Genomic DNA, 16,706 nt, shown 5'->3' with positions numbered 1-16,706 from the left:
CGGTCTCCGCACGGGCAAGCGGAGATTCGCATGATCCTCGATTCCTACCGAATTGACGTAGAACCCTATTACCAGCCGTCCGGCCAGGAGGTCGCGACCTTCATGGCCGCCTATCACGAGCGGCTGCCGGTGATGCTGAAGGGCCCGACCGGCTGCGGCAAGACCCGCTTCATCGAGCACATGGCCTGGCGGCTTGGAAAGCCGCTGATCACGGTTGCCGCGCATGAGGACATGACGGCAGCCGATCTCGCTGGCCGCTATCTGCTGGAGCCATCCGGCACGGTCTGGCACGACGGGCCGCTGACTCTCGCCGTGCGTCACGGCGCGATCTGCTATCTCGACGAGATCGTCGAGGCGAGGCAGGACACCACGGTCGTGATCCATCCGCTGACCGACGCGCGGCGCATCCTGCCGCTCGACAAGCACAATGAGGTCGTGCCGGCGCATGCCGACTTCCAGCTGACGATCTCCTACAATCCCGGCTACCAGAGCGCCGTCAAGGACCTCAAGGAATCGACCAAGCAGCGCTTCATCGCGATCGATTTCGGCTATCCGCCGCCGGCCACCGAGAGCGCGATCGTCGCGCGCGAGAGCGGGGCCGATGCCGATCTTGCCCGCCTGCTCGTCAGCATCGCCGAGCGCTCGCGCAACCTGCAGGGTCACGGGCTCGACGAGGGCGCCTCGACGCGGATGCTGATCCACACCGGCCGCATGGTGCGCGCCGGCCTGCCGCTGCCGGCCGCCGTGCAGTCCGGCATCGTGCTGCCGATCACCGACAATCCCGACATCCGCGCAGCGCTGTCGGACGCGATCGAGGCGTGCCTGCCGTGAGCGCGGCGCCGCTGCAACTGCTGACCGATCCCGACGGGCCGACGCGGACGCTGCATCTGTGGATCCGTCAGCGCGAGACGTTGCGGCCGCTCTTCCTTGCGGCATGGGAAACATTGTCGCGCCGCTTCGATGCCGCCGAGATGGATGCGTGGGCTGGCGCCATGCTCGTGCTCGCGAACGTCAATGCCGGGCCGGCCTGCCTGATCGCCTATTGGGAGGCGAGCACCGGCGATACCGCCGGCGAGATCGCACCGCTGCTCGGCGCGGCGCAGGCAGCCGCAGAGGTGTGCCGCCATGCTGGCGCGCCGGCCGCGACAAGTGCGCTGAAGGCGCTGCCCGCAGCCCGCCGCATCCTCGGCCCCGGCGCGGCCCTGTCGCGCTGGTGGCGAACGATGGACGTGCTCGCGAAGCAGGCGCCGGAGTCGATCGCTGCCGCCGCGAGCCACATGACCGAGACCCTAGGGCCGGGCAGCATCGCCGCGTTCGAAAGCTTCGTCGCCGCCGGCCTGCGCGCCGCGGCGGGCGATCGCCGCAAGCGGCTCGCCTTCTTCTCGCTGCAGGACGAGCTGGCACGCCGCCTGATCGCGCGCGATCTAGGCAGCGTGACGTTCGGCGATGTCGAGACCGAGCTGAAAGCCTTCCTCACCGCGCTCCATGGAGCGGTGCCGCTGCTACGGAGCATGCCGGTCGAAGGCGGGCAGACGCCGCAGCGCCGCTCCGCCCTCGCCGGGCCGCTGATCCGCCTGCCGGAGGTCTATCGCGGCATGCAAGGCGAGGCCGCCCGCGCCTTGTTCCGCGCCGCTGCCGCGCATGCGCAGGCACACCTCGTACTCGGCCGCGCCCGTTTTCCGATCGGCCATCTCAAGCCGCTGCAGGTCGCGCTGGTCAATCTGATCGAGGATGCCCGCGTCGAGGCGCTGGCGATGCGCGCGCTGCCCGGCCTCAGGCGGCTATGGGCGCCCTATCACGTCGCCGTGCCCACCACCGTCACGACAGCGCCGACGCTTCTCGCGCGGCTGGCGCGGGCGCTGTTCGATCCGGACTATGCCGATGACGACGGCTTCGTCGGCAAGGGCCGCGCGCTGTTTTCAGCGGCGCGGCCGAGGCTCGATGACCACGCGATCAGCCGCGAGATCGGCATGCTGCTCGGCAACGATCTCGGCCAGATGCGGGTGCAGTTCAACGCCAAGACCTATGTGGTCGAGCCGCTCTACCGTGATGACGGTCTCGGCCTGTGGGACTTCGACGCGGACACGCCGCCATCGGCCGAGACATTGGAGCTGTTCATCGACGCCGTCAGGCCGGAGCAGCAGCCCGACGAGGGCGAGCGGCACGAGCAGGATGCCGAGGACGCGCCAGCCGAGCCCGGCCGCGCCCGCCCCGTGGCGCCGGACGCACGCGGCGTGATCATCGCACGCTATCCGGAATGGGACCGCGTCGACGCGATCGAACGGCCGGACTGGACCACGGTGCGCGAAGTGGCCGCGCCGGCCGGCGATGCGGCGCGCATCGAGCATGCGCTGGACCAGGCGAGCGCCCTGCGCAGCCGCGTGGCGCGGCTCGTGCGCGGCGTGCGCATCGGCCGCACGGTCAGGCTCAAGCGGCAGCAGGACGGGCACGACCTCGATCTCGACGCCGTGCTCGACGCCGGGATTGCGCTCCGCGGCGGCGAGATGCCGGACCTGCGCGTGTTCCGCTCGGCCAAGGCGCTGCACCGCGACCTCTCGGCGCTGCTGCTGGTCGACATTTCGGAATCGACCCGCGACCGCCTCGCCTCGGGCGCGACCGTGCTCGACGTCGAGCGCCTTGCGGTCGCGCTACTAGCCGAGGCCATGGATCAGCTCGGCGATGCCTTCGGCATGCTCGCCTTCGCCTCGGACGGGCGCAACGACGTCCGCATGATCACCATCAAGGCGTTCAGCCATGCCTATGACCGCGACTGCCGCGCGCGGCTTGCTGGTCTCGCATCGGGACTGTCGACCCGGCTGGGCACCGCGCTGCGCCATGCCGGCGCAGTGCTGGAGACAGCCAACACCAGCCGCAAGCTGCTGATCGTGCTGACCGACGGCGAGCCCTCCGACATCGACGTGCCGGATCCGCTCGATCTCATCGAGGATGCGCGCCGCGCCGCGCTCGGGCTACATGGCCAGGGCATCGATGCCTATGGCGTCGTGCTCGGCCGCGGCGGCGTCGATGCCGCGACGCGCATCTTCGGCCGCGGCAACACGATGCTGGTGCATCGTGTCGAGGATCTGCCGGCGCGGCTGTCCGAGCTGTATTTCAGGCTGGCGCGGCGCTGAGCTATTTGCGCCGGCGCGCCAGCGTCAAGCCGAGCGCGGCCTCGGCCGCAACATGGAAGGCAGTATCCATCGCGCGCGACAGGGTGCCGCCGTCCGGCGCGAGGATGCGCAGCACGAGGCCGGCGTCGTTCGGCGCGGCCGACGCGCCGGCCAGCGCACCGCAGGCATCGGCCGCCTGCTGCAGGCTCTTCGCGGGCGGCAACCGATCGGCCGGCGCGATGAGGACGAGATTGGCGGCCGCGGCCATCGCGCCCAATGCGCCCGCGAGGTCGTCGCCGCCGATGCGGCCGGCGTCCTGCAGCAGCAGGCGGCCGTCGGGACGCACGATGCGCAGGCGGCTCGACAGCTCCGTGAACATCCGGCCGCTCCCGCGCGGATCGTGCACGGCGAAACCGTCCGCCACGCACAGCACGGCATCCTCGGCGACCGTCGCCGCGGTCTGCAGCGTGAGCTCGGCCCCGGGAAACAGCACATAGGGATCGTTCGTCACGGCGCAGAACGCACCGGCCTCGACCGTCACCGTCAGGCGTTGCACGGCGCCGACATCGCGGCCGTCGTGAACCACAGTCGCCGCCTGTGTCGTGAGGTGAAACGCCGCGCCGCGCGCGACGCTCACATCGAGGCCGATGCGGTCGCCGGCATAGAGACCGCCTGACGCCGATTGCAGATACAGCGTCAGCAGATCGGGTTTGGCCGCATCGAGATAGAACCCGCGCGTCACATGCAGGGGATATCCGACATGCTGACGGCGCAGCATGCTGCGGCCGCCGGCATGTTCGATGGACAGCGCGGCCTCGACCGCGCGGCCCTCAGACGCGGAACAGGACTGCAGCGGAGATCGCATCGGCGACCGCCTCCACGCCAGTGCCGTTCTTCAGATTGGTCGCGATCACCGGCCGCCCGCCGCGCACCTGCCGCGCGTCGGCGAGCATGCGCTCGAGATCGACGCCGACATGCGGCGCGAGGTCCATCTTGTTGACGACGAGGAGATCACAGCGCAGCAGCCCGGGGCCGCGCTTGCGCGGGATGTCGTCGCCGCCGGCGACGTCGATGACGAAGATCCACCAGTCGACGAGGTCGAGCGAGAAGGTCGAGGCGAGATTGTCGCCGCCGGATTCGAACAGGATCAGCTCGACGCCGGGAAAGCGCGCCTCGAGTTCGTCGCCGGCCGCGATGTTCAACGTCGGATCCTCGCGGATCACCGTGTGCGGACACGCCCCCGCTTCCACCGCCAACACCCTCTCCGGATCGATCAGGCCGGAGCGGCGCAACCGTTCGGCATCCTCCTTGGTGACGAGATCGTTGGTGACGACAGCGAAATCGATGCCGCGCCGCTGCAAGACCGGGATCAGCGCCTCGATCAGCGCGGTCTTGCCCGAGCCTACCGGACCGCCGATGCCGACGCGTGCGGCCCCTGTCGCCGCTTGCACATCGGTCGACATCAATGTCTGCAGCATCGTCTCACCTCAGCATGTAGCGCCGCGCCAGCGGCAGCTCGCGCGCCGGCTCGCAGGTCGCGAGCTCGCCGTCGACGAACACGTCGAAGGTTTCAGGATCGACCCGGATGTTGGGACACGCATCGTTCCACAACATGTCGCGCTTGGAGAGCCCGCGCGTGCCCTTCACCGGCAACAGCTGCTTCGACAGGCCGAGCTCGGCAGCGAGGCCGCGCTCGATCGCCAGCGGATGCACGAAGCAGGCCGACAGCGCCGCGGGCGCACGGCCGAACGCGCCCCATTGCGGCCGCATCAGCATCGGCTCGCAGGTCATCAGCGACGCCGCGCTGTCGCCCATCGCGCCCCAGGCGATGAAGCCGCTCTTGATCACGAGCTCCGGCTTGATGCCGAAGAACGCCGGACGCCACACCACGATGTCGGCGATCTTGCCGTCCTCGAGCGAGCCGATGTGGTCGGCGATGCCGAAGGTCTTGGCGGCATTGATCGTGTACTTCGCGATATAGCGGCGGATGCGGGCGTTGTCGCCGAAGCCGGGCTTGTCGTCCGGCAGCGCGCCGCGCTGGTCCTTCATCTTCGAGGCGAGCTGCCAGGTCCGGCAGATCACCTCGTGGATGCGGCCCATGCCCTGGCTGTCGGAGCCGAGCATCGAGATCGCACCGATGTCGTGCAACACGTCCTCGGCCGCGATGGTCTGCGCGCGGATTCGACTCTCGGCGAAGGCGACATCCTCGGGGATGGCCGGATTGAGATGGTGGCAGACCATCGTCATGTCGAGATGTTCGTCGAAGGTGTTGACCGTGTAGGGATTGGTCGGATTGGTCGACGACGGCAGGCAATGCATCTCGCCGGCGACGCGGATGATGTCGGGCGCGTGGCCGCCTCCGGCGCCTTCGGTGTGATACATATGGATGGTGCGGCCGCCGATCGCCTCCAGCGTGTTCTCGACGAAGCCGGACTCGTTCAGCGTATCCGTGTGGATCTGGACCTGAAAATCTTGCGCGTCGGCTACCTTGAGACAGGTGTCGATCGCCGCCGGCATCGTCCCCCAGTCCTCGTGCAGCTTCAGTCCCATCACGCCGGTCTGCAGCTGCTCGATCAGCGGCGCCTCGCGATGCGAATTGCCGCGGCCGAGGAAGCCGAAATTCATCGGCCAGGCCTCGGCGGCCTGCAGCATCTTGCCGGTGTTGAACGGACCGCCGGAGTCGATGCCCACGGTGATCGGGCCGAGCGAGCCGCCGATCATCGTGGTGATGCCGCTCGCCAACGCATGCTCGACGAGGCCTGCGCTGTCGAAATGGACGTGGACATCGATCGCACCGGGCGTGGCGATCAGGCCCTCGCAGTCGCGCACGGTGGTGCCGGTCGAGACGATGAGGCGCGGATCGACGCCGTCCATGATCGCGGGATTGCCGGCCTTGCCGATGCCGACGATGCGCCCGTTGCGGATGCCGAGATCGCCCTTGACGATGCCGATGACGGGATCGATCACGGTGACGTTGCACAACAGGAAATCCAGCGCGCCTTCGGCGCTGGTGATCCCAGCCATGCCGATGCCGTCGCGCAGGGTCTTGCCGCCGCCATGCAGGCATTCGTCGCCATAGACGGCATGGTCCTTCTCGACCACGGCGAACAGCGAGGTGTCGCCGAGCCGGACCGCATCGCCGGTCGTCGGGCCGTAGAGTGCGGCGTAGTCACGCCGGTCGATCGTCGCCAATGGATGTCCCCCTTCGAAAACTCAGGCGCCGCGGAAGCCGCGCGCCTTGGCGCGCGCCAGCGCGGCTGCACGCACGGCCGGATCGGACGCCGCGCCATCGGTGAGATTGTTGAGGCCCGACAGATGCTGGCGGCCACCGAACTCCACCAGGGTCACCTGCTTGGAGGCGCCCGGCTCGAAGCGAACGGCGGTGCCGGCGGGAATGTCGAGCCGCATGTTGAAGGCCGCCGCGCGGTCGAATTCCAGCGCCTTGTTGACCTCGAAGAAATGGAAATGCGAGCCGATCTGGATCGGCCGGTCGCCGGTGTTGACCGCGGTCAAGGTGATGCTGCGACGGCCGTCGTTGAGCGCGAGCTGGCCCGGCAGCGCCTTGATCTCGCCGGGACGCTCGGGATCGGCGGCCGAGCCGACCGCCGGCCGGATCGGCTCGTGCACCGTGACGAGCTTGGTGCCGTCGGGAAACACGCATTCGACCTGGATGATGTCCATCATCGCCGCGATTCCCGGCAGCACGTCGTCGGTCGTCAGGATGGTCGAGCCGTGGCTGATCAGGTCGGCCACGCTGCGTCCGTCGCGCGCGCCTTCGAGGATCTCATCGGTGATAATGGCCACGGCTTCCGGATAGTTCAGCTTGAGCCCGCGGGCACGGCGACGGCGCGACAGCTCGGCGGCGTTGAAGATGGTGAGGCGCTCGAGTTCGGTGGGTGTGAGCAGCATGCAGTGACACTCTCAATTGGCGAACAGCCGCAATTCGGCATGGACGTGCCGCGCGGCGGCAATGTCGAGAACGGGGATGAAGCTCTCCAGCTCGGCGTCGTCATCGACCGGACGCGCGACCAGCTCGTCGATCAGCGGCAGCAGCGCCTGCAGCACGCTCTGTCCCTGCAGCGCGCCGACGCTTCCGAGCCGCACAGCGGCCGTGATGAGCCCGGAGGCGACCGTGTAGGCCGAGCACAATTCGGCATGCCGCTCCTCCAGTTGCAGCGCAGCCCAGACCGCGCCCTGCATGACGGCGATATGGCCGTGGCCCTCACCTGCCCTCAGGCGCTCGCGCAGCTTCACCGCGAGCGGCTGGCCGAGCCGCGCATGCGCGGCCAGGAAGGATGCGCCGTTGCGCCGCGAGCCCGCGCGCAACGCCTCGATCAGGGTTGACGCCTCGACGTCCCGGTCGATCGCGTCGAGGACCGCGACGTCTGGCCCGGCGCGGAACGACCGCAACAGGGCAACGCGGTCATAGCTCGCCCAGCGCTGCTGCAGCACCGCCGCGCAGAGCCGTTCGAACTCCGGCAGGCCCATGTCGGGCCGCAGCGCGAGCGCGCCTTCGATACCATAGGAGAAGGCGAACGCGCCGCTCGGGAATGCGGCATCCGCCTGCCAGATCGCGCGGAGCAGCGGCAGCATGGTCAATGATCGCCGTGATGATGATGGTGGTCATGGCCGGCGGATGGCGCAGCATCGGCCGGCGCCAAGGCATCCGCGGCATCCTCGTCGAGCACGGTGACGGCGACGCGGCGCGCCGAGATCAGGTTTTCGATCCGCGTCGTGTAGTCCTCCGGCCGCCCCTCGAGGGCGACCAGCAGCACCTCGCCGCCGAACCTGACGCGCCAGTGCAGATTGCCGACCTGGTAGCCGAGCTCGACCGCGTCCGAGATCGAGCGCGGTTCCAGCCGCAGCCAGCGCTCGGTCGCGGCGCGCACCACGATGGCGCGGTCGGCCTCGAGCAGCAGCACCGCGCCGTCGAACAGTCTCTCGGTCCGCGGCAAGGCGATCGCGAGTTCCTCGCCGCTGCGCGTCGCAATCAGCAGACGGCGGCGTGCGAGGTCGGCGGACGGCACGGTGACGACATCGACCGCCCCCTGATGCTCGAGACGATGGAGCTCCTCGGAGAAGTCCGGCTCAAGCCTGCTGCCCAGCACGTGCTCGATGCGTCGCATCGCAGAAATCTCCTTTCACCCGATGACAAGACAAGGTCGGCGGCGGATGTGGCCCGCCGCCGACGGCATTCGAGCTAGCGGTGCGCCACCTTCTTGTTCGGGATGCCCTCGATCGGGCATTCCTCGGTCCCGACGGTCGAGCGCGTGAACGACTCCACCATCTCGCGCGTCCCTTCGGGATCGGCGACCCATTTGGCGTAGAAGTCGTACGGACAGGCCGCGACGCCGCGATCGCCGTCACCGGAGTTAATCAGACCGGTGTAGCCGCGGTGGACGAGCTTGAAGAGGTGGTTCTGCGACTGGCCGTTCTTGCGCGCGTCGCGGATCAGCGACTTGGACAGCTGCGCATACTGCACGCCGTAATCCTCCTCGCCGCATTCGCCGAGCGTGCGGCCGTCGAAGCCGATGATCGCCGAATGGCCGAAATAGGAGTAGACGCCATCGAAGCCGGAGGCGTTGGCAACCGCGACATAGACGTTGTTGGCCCAGGCCATCGCCTTGGCCATGATCACCTGCTGGTCCTTGGCCGGGTACATGTAGCCCTGGCAGCGTACGATCAGCTCCGCGCCCTTCATAGCGCAATCGCGCCAGATCTCTGGATAGTTGCCGTCGTCGCAGATGATCAGCGAGATCTTCAGGCCCTTCGGCCCTTCCGAGACATAGGTGCAGTTGCCGGGATACCAGCCCTCGATCGGCACCCAGGGCATGATCTTGCGATACTTCTGCACGATCTCGCCCTTGTCGTTCATCAGGATCAGCGTGTTGTAGGGCGCCTTCTTCGGGTGCTCCTCATGACGCTCGCCGGTCAGCGAGAACACGCCCCAGACCTTGGCCTTGCGGCAGGCTTCCGCGAAGATCTCGGTCTCGTCGCCTGGCACTGTGGAGGCCGTCTCGTACATCTCCTTGGAGTCGTACATGATGCCGTGAGTCGAATATTCCGGGAAGATCACGAGATCCATGCCCGGCAGGCCCGTCTTCATGCCGACGATCATGTCGGCGATCTTGCGGGCGTTGTCGAGCACCTCCGCCTTGGTGTGAAGGCGCGGCATCTTGTAGTTCACGACGGCGACGCCGATCGTGTCGTTGCTGGACGTGATATCACCGTGAAGCATCTTGCTCTCCTTGCTGCCAACCCGTCAGAAGCCTGCCGTTCGCGATGCGATGCGCCGGCCCGCGCATCCACTTTCTCCACGACCTCCGATCGTCACACCGCCATGTGGCGGTGGACCATCGCATCGGTGAGTTCCGAAATGTCTCCCGCCGCGACGATGCGGCCCTTCTCCATCATGGCGAAGCGGTGCGCCGCGTTGCGGGCGAACGCGACGTTCTGCTCGACCAGGATCACCGTCAGCCCGATCTCGCGGTTGAGCCGGATGATGACGTTCTCGATCTCCTCGACGATCGACGGCTGGATGCCTTCGTTCGGCTCGTCCAGCAGGATGATCCTGGGATTTGCGGCCAGCGCGCGGGCGATCGCGAGCTGCTGCTGCTGTCCGCCCGAGAGCACGCCGCCGTTGCGGTCGAGATTGTTCATCAGATACGGGAACAGCTCGGCGACCAGCGGCGGGATCTCGCGCTTGCCGTCGGCCCGCGCGAACGATCCCATCAGGATGTTCTCGCGGATGGTGAAGTCTGGAATGATCTCGCGCCCCTGCGGCACATAGGCGATGCCGGCGCGCGCCCGCTTGAAGGTCGGCTCGGCGCCGATCTCCTGATCGCCGAGCCAGATCTGGCCGTGCATCTTGTCGGTCAGCCCCATCAGCGTCTTGAGCAAGGTCGTCTTGCCGGTGCCGTTGCGGCCCAGGATCGCCGTCACGCGGCCATCGGGCACGTCCAGCGACACATCGTGCAAGATGTGGCTGCGGTCGTAGAAGCTGTCGACATGCGCAAACGCCAGCATCAGGTGATCCCCTTCGATCCGAGATAGGCAGCGCGCACCTTGGGATCGTTCTCGATCTCGGACACGCTGCCTTCCGCCAGCACCTGGCCGAGATGCAGCACCGTGATCCGCTCGGCGATCTCGCGGACGAAGGCCATGTCGTGCTCGACCACGATGATGGTGTGGCGGCCCTTGAGGTTGTTGACGATCAGCGAGGTCTTGTGCGTCTCGGCCTGGGTCATGCCCGCGGTCGGCTCGTCGAGCAGGATGATCTTGGGATCCTGGGTGATCAGCAGGCCGAGCTCGAGCCATTGGGTCTGGCCGTGGCTGAGATAGGCCGCGACCTGGCTGGCCTCCTCGGTCAGCCCGATCAGCTCCAGCACCTCGTCGATCTTGGATTTCGCTGTAAAGCCAAAGCCGAGATTGGCGAACACGCCGGGATTCTTGCAGCTCGCCACTTCCAGGTTGCGGCGGACCGTGAGCTCCTTGAACACGCTGGGGATCTGGAACTTACGGCCGATGCCGGCGCGGGCAATCTTGTGCTCCTCCCAATTGGTGATCTCGGTGTCGTGTACGAACACGCGGCCGCCGGTCGACTTCGTCTTGCCGGAGATCAGGTCCATCAAGGTCGTCTTGCCGGCGCCATTGGCGCCGAGCAGCACGCGTAGCTCGCCGTCCTCGACGATCATCGAGACCCCGTTGACCGCCTTGAAGCCTTCGAAGTCGACGCTGAGTCCGTCGATGGTAAGCGCTGCCTGGCCCATGAGCTACTCCGCCGGCTGCGAGGATGGATCGTTGACGCGCAGGGCCGGCGCCGGGGTCGACGGTTTCCGCGCGATGAAGCGGTCGATCAGGTCATGGGCGAGGCCCGCGATGCCGCGGGGCATGTAGAGCACGACCAGGACGAAGATCAGGCCGATGATCGCCTTCCACGCTTCGGCAAAGCCCTCGGTCTCGCTGACCGTCGCCGAGATCATGTTGATCAGGATCGCGCCGATGCAGGCGCCGAGGATCGAGGCCCGGCCGCCGACCGCCGCCCACACCACCATGGTGATCGAGAAGCTCAGATCCATGAAGGTCGGCGAGGCGAACTCCGACACGATCACATAGAGCATGCCGGCAAAGCCTGCGATCAGCGCCGACACCGCGAAGAAGAAGATCTGGTAGGCCGGCACGTCGAAGCCGAGATAGCGGGCGCGGTTCTGGTCGTCACGGATCGCCTGCAGGATGACCCCTGCCCTTGTCTCGACCAGGAGGCGTGCCAGCACCAGCACGACGCTGAGCGAGATCGCGATCAGATAATAGGTCGGCACGACATAGGGATCGAACTCGAACTCGCCGAGCTTGAACCAGCCGAGGTCGGTAAGGCCATTGAAGCCGTTGGTGACCGGCTGGGCGTCGATCATGACCAGCCGCACCAGCAGCACCAGCGCCAGCGTGATGATGGAGACGAACACGCCGGCGATGCGCTTGCGGAACACGATCGAGCCGAGCACGAAAGCGATCACGACAGGCAGGACCAGACCCATGGCGACACCGAACCATTGGCTCTGGAAGGGTAGCCATAGGAACGAGGCCTTGTTGATGCAGCACAGCTCTGTCTTGGCGCCGGGCTCGGCGTTCCAAAGCATGAAGTCCGGCACCGGCCTGTCGGAGCCCTGCTGCAGGCTGGTGGAGCTCGCGAGCTTCAGCGACATCGCCAGCATGTAGGCGCCGGTGCCGAAGAACAGCCCCTGCCCGAGGTTGAGAATGCCCGCGTAGCCCCAGGACAGCGCCACGGCGATGCCGAGCATGCCGAACACGAGATATTTGGCCAGGCGATTGAGCCAGAACGAATCCATGACCAGCGGCACGAGCATGATCGCGACGATGAAGATCGCGTAGATCGCCCAGTCGATACGGCGCTTCGACAGCATGTCAGCGCCCCTTGAGGGCGAACAGGCCCTTCGGCTTGAGCACGATGATGGCGATCACGACGCCGAACACGACGGCGCGGGCGAGGATGTCGTTGGTCGCGGCCGCAACGAGCCCGTTGATCTCGCCGAGAATGCCGGCGGACAGCACCGATCCGAGCAGGCTGCCGACGCCGCCCATGACGACGACAAGGAAGCCGTCGACCACCATCGAGGTGCCCATGTCGGGAAACACCGTCTTGAAGCCGGACATCATCACGCCGGCGACGCCGGCAAGGCCCGATCCGAAGGCGAAGGTCAGCGCGTTGACGCGGGTGACGTCGATGCCGCAGGCGGCCGCCATTTTCGGATTGCGGATGATGGCACGGACCTGAGTGCCGGCCACGGTGCGGTAGATCACGAACCAGGTGGCGATGGCGAGAACGGCCGTGACCAGGATGATGAAGGTCCGATAGCGGTTGATGTCGGAGCCGAAGACATGGAACGTGCCCTGCAGGATGTCGGGCACGCTGACATTCTGCAGCCCGGGGCCGAGGCCCTGGATGTGGATGCCGAGGAATGACAGCCCGAATTCGAGCCGCACCGCCTGCTGGATCAGGATGGCGATGCCCCAGGTCGCGAGCAGCGTATCGAGCAGCCGGCCATAGAGCTTGCGGACCACGACGCGCTCGATGAGCAGGCCGAGCAGCGCGGTCACGATGAAGGCGAGCGGGATGGCGACGAAGATGTTGGTGCCCAGCCACAGGCCGGAGAGCACGGTCACATAGGCGCCGACCATGACCATCTCGCCATGGGCCATGTTGATGACGCCCATCGCGCCATAGGTGATGGCGAGGCCGAGCGCGACCAGGAGCAGGATCGATCCCAGGCTGAGACCGATGAACAATACCTCGAGCATGACATGCCTCCCGCCATCCACCGCGCGAGGGAGGCGCGCGGTGGATGAGGTTTCCTTACGACGTCAGGTTTTCAGCTTGGCCGCGTCGAGACCTTTCCCAGTACAGAAAAGGTTCGTCGGGGTCTCGCCATAGGCGACGTAGGGAAGCGGCATGACCGGCTCCTTGTAGGCATCGATGATCTTGCCCTGCCCGTCCGGGAGCCACTGCGCGATGCGCGGCGTCAAATAGGTATGCAGGTTCTCGGCCTCGATCTTGACGTGGCCGTTGGGCGCGTCGAACTCCTGGCCCTTCACCGCTTCGCGGATGGCCACCGGCGTGATCTCGGCGGCCTTCTCGACCGCCTGCTTCCACAGGAACACCTGGAAGTAGGACGATTCCAGCGCGTGATGGGTCACCGCCTTGGGGTCCTTGACGAACTTGCGGTAGCGCTCGATGAACGCCTTGTTGCGGTCGGTGTCGATCGCCTGGAAGTACGGGAACGAGGTGAAGGAGCCGACCGCATATTCGGCGCCCATGGCCGCGATCTCGATCTCCGAGGTCACCGTGGCGCAGATCGGCAGCTTGTCGTGGGTCAGGCCCTGGTTCTTGTACTCGCGATAGAACGCGATGACGGAGTCGCCGACCACGTTGGACAGCACGACGTCGCAGCCCGAGCTCTTGATCTTGTTGACCATCGAGCCCCACTCGGAATGGCCGAGCTCGAGATATTCGTCGGCGATCCACTCGCCGCCGTTCTTCTCGATCAGGATCTTGGAGACCTTGGCCATTTCGCGCGGATAGATGTAGTTCGATCCAACGATGAAGAACTTCTTCTTGCCGAGCGTCTTGATGATCCAGGGGATGAAGTTCGACAGCTGCTGATTCGGAACGGCGCCGGTATAGACGACGTTCTTCGAACACTCGAAGCCTTCGTAATAGGTCGGATAGAAATACAGATTGTTGCGCTTCTCGAACACCGGGAGCACCGCCTTGCGGCTCGCCGAGGTGTAGGAGCCGAACACGGTCGGGACCTTGTCCTGGATGACGAGCTTGGAGGCCTTCTCATTGTAGGTCTTGGGATCGGAGGCGCCGTCCTCAGCGATCGCCGAGATCTTCATGCCCTTGACGCCGCCGGCGGCGTTGATCTCGCTGATCGCCATCATCGTGGCGTCGTGCAGCGACTTCTCCACGATGGACAGGCCGCCCGTCAGCGAGAACAGCACGCCTACCTTGATCTCACCGGCCGCCTTGGCGCCAGTCGAGAACACCCATGGCGAGGTAATCAGTGCGCCGCCCGCCAGGGCGCCGCTCTTCAAGAATTTGCGTCGATCGACTGCCATACCGCACACTCCCCGTTGTCCAGGCACACGTCCTCGTTCGCGCCGAAGCACGTTGCTTGCTGCCAAAATTCGCCCAGAGCGGTTCGAGCTCCGACGACGCGCGGAGCGCCGGCGGTCAAACTCGAGCCCAAAAAACAAAAAAGCCCGACGAACCCTTCACGGGTTCTTCGGGCTACCTAGCCGATGCCAGACCAGCATCCTTGATGGTCCGGCGGCGCTGAGATGGATCTTCTCCCCTCAACTAACAAAAGCTAATCATTCTTCGCGCGGTATTGCAAGAGCTCGTTTGCATGAATGATTGCCGCAGCCATGTCGTCCATCGACAGCCGCTTGGACATCGCCTGCTTGCGAATGCTCTCATAGGCATCAGCCTCGCTCAATCCCTGGCCATCCATCAGGATCGCCTTGGCTTTCTGGATCCGCTGGATGCCGGCGAGCTTGCGCTCCAGCTTGCGGACGCGCTTTTCGGCCTCGCGCCGCTCCAACCACAGGCTGCGCGCAATCGTCAGATTCGTGAGCAATCCGAACGGCCGAATCGGCCGCTCGATGACGGCGACCGCACCGGCCTCAAGTACCAGTTGCAAGGTGGATGGATCCTCATAGGAGACGACGGCGATGAGGGTCGGCCGATGGTTTGCATCCGATTTGAGCAGCCGCTGGATCTCCAACCGCATGTCGTGCTCGATCGCGAGCAAGACGACGTCGGCGCCATCCGCCCATCCATCCGGCACCGGCCACTGGATCTCGACCATGCAGCCGATGCGGCGCAGATGCTCGACGAGCTTGGTCCGCTCGCTGTCCGGCGGGTGCACGACATGGACCCGCAGGCCGCGCAGATCACGAAGAATTTGGATCGCCACGCCCGATTCTCCGCCACGCTACCGCTGGACCATCAGGACCGAATAAGCTGCTGCTCGTCGACCGACCAGTCGTCGAGGCTCTGCACCACGCAATAGGGATCAGGCTTGACGCGCACGCCGGGATTCCAGACGATCTGAAAACGGCCCTGACCATCGACGCGCGCGATCCGCGGCCACAGATAGGTGTGGTTGTTCTCGGGATCGACCCGGACGCGTCCCTGCGGCGCATCGAACTCGAAATCCCGCATGTTGCCGAGCACCTGCTCCGGATCGTCCGAGCCGCATTTGGCGACCGCGCGCATCGCCAGATGCACCTGGAAATAGGCCGCTTCCGCGCAAGCCGTCACCGGCGCATCGTCGCCATATTGCGCCTTGAAGCTCGCAACGAAGCGCCGCGCCGCCTGCGAGGACAAGGTCTCGAAGAACGGTGCCGCGGTAATGTGGCCTTCCGCGACGTCCGCCCCCATGTCGGCAACCTCCGCTTCGCTGGTGCTGAGGCTTGCAATCGGCATTTTCGTCGGATCGAACCCCGCCGCGCGATAGGCGCGATAGAATTCCGCGGTCCCGCTGCCGACCACGGTCGAAAAGATCACGTCCGGCGACGTTTTCTTGATGCGGGCGATGACCTTGTCGAAATCCTTGGCCTGCGCATGCAACGGCACGTAGATCTCGTCCAGCACCTTGCCTTTGCCCTGCACCACGAAATCCGCCATCAGCCGGTTCGACTCGTAGGGAAAGACGTAGTTGGAGCCGACGAACAGGAAGCGGTTGCCGTAAGTCGATAGCAGGAAGCGCGCGAGCTGCAGCGAATTCTGGTTCGGCGCGGCCCCGGTATAGATGCAATTACGGGAGTACTCGAAGCCCTCATACAGGGTGGGATAGAACAGCAGGCCGCGATGGCCTTCGACCGACGGCAGAACCGCCTTGCGCGTGCTCGACATGTAGCAGCCGAACAGCAGGCGGATGCGGTCGACCTGGAACAGGCGCTCGGCAAACGAGCGAAACTTCTTCGGCTCGGAACCGGGATCGTAGATGATGGGCTCCACCGGACGCCCGAGGATGCCTCCGGCGGCGTTGATCTCGGCGATCGCAAGCAGGGTCGCGTTCAGTTGTGTCCGTTCGATCCCCGAGGTCACGCCGGTCTGCGAAAACAGCACGCCGACACGCCAGCTTTCGAGCTGCCTTTCTGATGATCCCATCTGACGACTGCACCACGCCCCGATTGACCGTCTCCCGACACCGCTGATCGGCATCGGAGACAACCGCCTCTCGCATTCTGTGTAGGATGACTGTTCGCGTGGCGTCAACTCGTCGGCCATGTCGCTGCCGACGGGCGGAACGTCAACCGGCGCTCGAAATTGCCCCCGGATCGGTTTCGACGATGTCGCAATGGTGGGTCAGGCGGTCCAGCACTGTGCTGACCGATGGCCTGCCGGCGGTCGAGGCCGCCTGCACCGAGACGATCACCGCGGCCGTTGACGCGAGCGCAAACGGAGGCGCGAGCGCGATCGTTTCCGCGCGGGGAACACGCACGGACACCCGCATCTGGAACCATAGGAACGATTCGCTGTGCCGATCTTGAGTTGATTGCAGAAGGAGA

17 protein-coding genes are annotated in these 16,706 nt (G+C 66.0%); 2 read left to right on the top strand and 15 right to left on the bottom strand.

Annotated elements, in window-relative coordinates:
• Window positions 1–30: 30 nt before the first annotated feature.
• Both ACQR0Z_RS15450 and ACQR0Z_RS15445 read left to right on the top strand, forming a co-directional pair.
• Window positions 31–831, top strand: coding sequence for a CbbQ/NirQ/NorQ/GpvN family protein (locus ACQR0Z_RS15450; RefSeq protein ID WP_434856739.1), 801 nt, complete (start codon window positions 31–33; stop codon window positions 829–831).
• Window positions 819–3,131, top strand: a complete 2,313-nt coding sequence (locus ACQR0Z_RS15445; RefSeq protein ID WP_434919169.1) for a nitric oxide reductase activation protein NorD — start codon at window positions 819–821, stop codon at window positions 3,129–3,131. Before ACQR0Z_RS15450 ends, ACQR0Z_RS15445 begins: the two co-directional genes overlap by 13 nt.
• A gap of 1 nt (window position 3,132) precedes the next feature.
• Here the strand turns inward: ACQR0Z_RS15445 and ACQR0Z_RS15440 are convergent, their stop codons facing one another.
• The 15 genes from ACQR0Z_RS15440 to ACQR0Z_RS15370 form a co-directional block, all read right to left on the bottom strand.
• Window positions 3,133–3,975 (bottom strand): urease accessory protein UreD, encoded by an 843-nt coding sequence (locus ACQR0Z_RS15440; protein WP_434878685.1) that lies wholly within the window; start codon window positions 3,973–3,975, stop codon window positions 3,133–3,135.
• Window positions 3,941–4,588, bottom strand: a complete 648-nt coding sequence (gene ureG / locus ACQR0Z_RS15435) for an urease accessory protein UreG (RefSeq protein WP_434919168.1) — start codon at window positions 4,586–4,588, stop codon at window positions 3,941–3,943. The genes ACQR0Z_RS15440 and ureG overlap by 35 nt, the downstream gene beginning before the upstream one ends.
• Before the next feature lie 4 nt (window positions 4,589–4,592).
• Window positions 4,593–6,302: an urease subunit alpha gene (gene ureC / locus ACQR0Z_RS15430; RefSeq protein ID WP_434878687.1), complete on the bottom strand. Its 1,710-nt coding sequence runs from the start codon at window positions 6,300–6,302 to the stop codon at window positions 4,593–4,595.
• Window positions 6,303–6,323: 21 nt separating this feature from the next.
• On the bottom strand, window positions 6,324–7,019 hold the full coding sequence (locus ACQR0Z_RS15425) for an urease subunit gamma (protein WP_434878688.1): 696 nt from the start codon (window positions 7,017–7,019) through the stop codon (window positions 6,324–6,326).
• Between the two features lie 12 nt (window positions 7,020–7,031).
• Window positions 7,032–7,703, bottom strand: a complete 672-nt coding sequence (locus tag ACQR0Z_RS15420; protein WP_434919167.1) for an urease accessory protein UreF — start codon at window positions 7,701–7,703, stop codon at window positions 7,032–7,034.
• A gap of 2 nt (window positions 7,704–7,705) precedes the next feature.
• On the bottom strand, window positions 7,706–8,236 hold the full coding sequence (ureE, locus tag ACQR0Z_RS15415; protein ID WP_434919166.1) for an urease accessory protein UreE: 531 nt from the start codon (window positions 8,234–8,236) through the stop codon (window positions 7,706–7,708).
• Window positions 8,237–8,310: 74 nt separating this feature from the next.
• The gene (locus ACQR0Z_RS15410; RefSeq protein WP_012042181.1) at window positions 8,311–9,348 is read right to left on the bottom strand and encodes an aliphatic amidase; all 1,038 of its coding nucleotides are present in this window, start codon (window positions 9,346–9,348) and stop codon (window positions 8,311–8,313) included.
• A gap of 92 nt (window positions 9,349–9,440) precedes the next feature.
• Window positions 9,441–10,136 (bottom strand): urea ABC transporter ATP-binding subunit UrtE, encoded by a 696-nt coding sequence (gene urtE, locus ACQR0Z_RS15405; protein WP_434878690.1) that lies wholly within the window; start codon window positions 10,134–10,136, stop codon window positions 9,441–9,443.
• The gene (gene urtD, locus ACQR0Z_RS15400; protein ID WP_434919165.1) at window positions 10,136–10,879 is read right to left on the bottom strand and encodes an urea ABC transporter ATP-binding protein UrtD; all 744 of its coding nucleotides are present in this window, start codon (window positions 10,877–10,879) and stop codon (window positions 10,136–10,138) included. Before urtD ends, urtE begins: the two co-directional genes overlap by 1 nt.
• A gap of 3 nt (window positions 10,880–10,882) precedes the next feature.
• Entirely contained in the window at window positions 10,883–12,031 is a 1,149-nt protein-coding gene (urtC, locus tag ACQR0Z_RS15395; protein ID WP_434919164.1) for an urea ABC transporter permease subunit UrtC, read from the bottom strand.
• A gap of 1 nt (window position 12,032) precedes the next feature.
• Window positions 12,033–12,926: an urea ABC transporter permease subunit UrtB gene (gene urtB, locus ACQR0Z_RS15390; RefSeq protein WP_434878692.1), complete on the bottom strand. Its 894-nt coding sequence runs from the start codon at window positions 12,924–12,926 to the stop codon at window positions 12,033–12,035.
• A 63-nt stretch (window positions 12,927–12,989) separates the two neighbouring features.
• The gene (locus ACQR0Z_RS15385) at window positions 12,990–14,246 is read right to left on the bottom strand and encodes a transporter substrate-binding protein (protein ID WP_434856751.1); all 1,257 of its coding nucleotides are present in this window, start codon (window positions 14,244–14,246) and stop codon (window positions 12,990–12,992) included.
• 251 nt (window positions 14,247–14,497) lie between these two features.
• On the bottom strand, window positions 14,498–15,106 hold the full coding sequence (locus tag ACQR0Z_RS15380; protein WP_434856752.1) for an ANTAR domain-containing response regulator: 609 nt from the start codon (window positions 15,104–15,106) through the stop codon (window positions 14,498–14,500).
• A gap of 32 nt (window positions 15,107–15,138) precedes the next feature.
• Window positions 15,139–16,305: a transporter substrate-binding domain-containing protein gene (locus ACQR0Z_RS15375; protein ID WP_434878693.1), complete on the bottom strand. Its 1,167-nt coding sequence runs from the start codon at window positions 16,303–16,305 to the stop codon at window positions 15,139–15,141.
• A 142-nt stretch (window positions 16,306–16,447) separates the two neighbouring features.
• The gene (locus ACQR0Z_RS15370) at window positions 16,448–16,651 is read right to left on the bottom strand and encodes a hypothetical protein (RefSeq protein WP_434856754.1); all 204 of its coding nucleotides are present in this window, start codon (window positions 16,649–16,651) and stop codon (window positions 16,448–16,450) included.
• Window positions 16,652–16,706: the final 55 nt, after the last annotated feature.

The sequence above is a fragment of the Bradyrhizobium sp. HKCCYLS3077 genome, assembly GCF_051167555.1.
Classification (GTDB): Bacteria; Pseudomonadota; Alphaproteobacteria; order Rhizobiales; family Xanthobacteraceae; genus Bradyrhizobium.
The sequence above is the reverse complement of the archived record's forward strand: the minus strand, read 5'-3'. Positions and strand labels throughout refer to the sequence as shown.

Excerpts from the sequence above, each read along its gene's own strand:
- ACQR0Z_RS15450 (WP_434856739.1), top strand. The coding sequence starts at position 31 with ATGATCCTCGATTCCTACCGAATTGACGTAGAACCCTATTACCAGCCG.
- ACQR0Z_RS15440 (WP_434878685.1), bottom strand. The coding sequence starts at position 3,975 with ATGCGATCTCCGCTGCAGTCCTGTTCCGCGTCTGAGGGCCGCGCGGTC.
- ureG (WP_434919168.1), bottom strand. The coding sequence starts at position 4,588 with ATGCTGCAGACATTGATGTCGACCGATGTGCAAGCGGCGACAGGGGCC.
- ACQR0Z_RS15425 (WP_434878688.1), bottom strand. The coding sequence starts at position 7,019 with ATGCTGCTCACACCCACCGAACTCGAGCGCCTCACCATCTTCAACGCC.
- ACQR0Z_RS15420 (WP_434919167.1), bottom strand. The coding sequence starts at position 7,703 with ATGCTGCCGCTGCTCCGCGCGATCTGGCAGGCGGATGCCGCATTCCCG.
- ureE (WP_434919166.1), bottom strand. The coding sequence starts at position 8,236 with ATGCGACGCATCGAGCACGTGCTGGGCAGCAGGCTTGAGCCGGACTTC.
- ACQR0Z_RS15410 (WP_012042181.1), bottom strand. The coding sequence starts at position 9,348 with ATGCTTCACGGTGATATCACGTCCAGCAACGACACGATCGGCGTCGCC.
- urtE (WP_434878690.1), bottom strand. The coding sequence starts at position 10,136 with ATGCTGGCGTTTGCGCATGTCGACAGCTTCTACGACCGCAGCCACATC.
- urtD (WP_434919165.1), bottom strand. The coding sequence starts at position 10,879 with ATGGGCCAGGCAGCGCTTACCATCGACGGACTCAGCGTCGACTTCGAA.
- urtC (WP_434919164.1), bottom strand. The coding sequence starts at position 12,031 with ATGCTGTCGAAGCGCCGTATCGACTGGGCGATCTACGCGATCTTCATC.
- urtB (WP_434878692.1), bottom strand. The coding sequence starts at position 12,926 with ATGCTCGAGGTATTGTTCATCGGTCTCAGCCTGGGATCGATCCTGCTC.
- ACQR0Z_RS15385 (WP_434856751.1), bottom strand. The coding sequence starts at position 14,246 with ATGGCAGTCGATCGACGCAAATTCTTGAAGAGCGGCGCCCTGGCGGGC.
- ACQR0Z_RS15375 (WP_434878693.1), bottom strand. The coding sequence starts at position 16,305 with ATGGGATCATCAGAAAGGCAGCTCGAAAGCTGGCGTGTCGGCGTGCTG.
- ACQR0Z_RS15370 (WP_434856754.1), bottom strand. The coding sequence starts at position 16,651 with ATGCGGGTGTCCGTGCGTGTTCCCCGCGCGGAAACGATCGCGCTCGCG.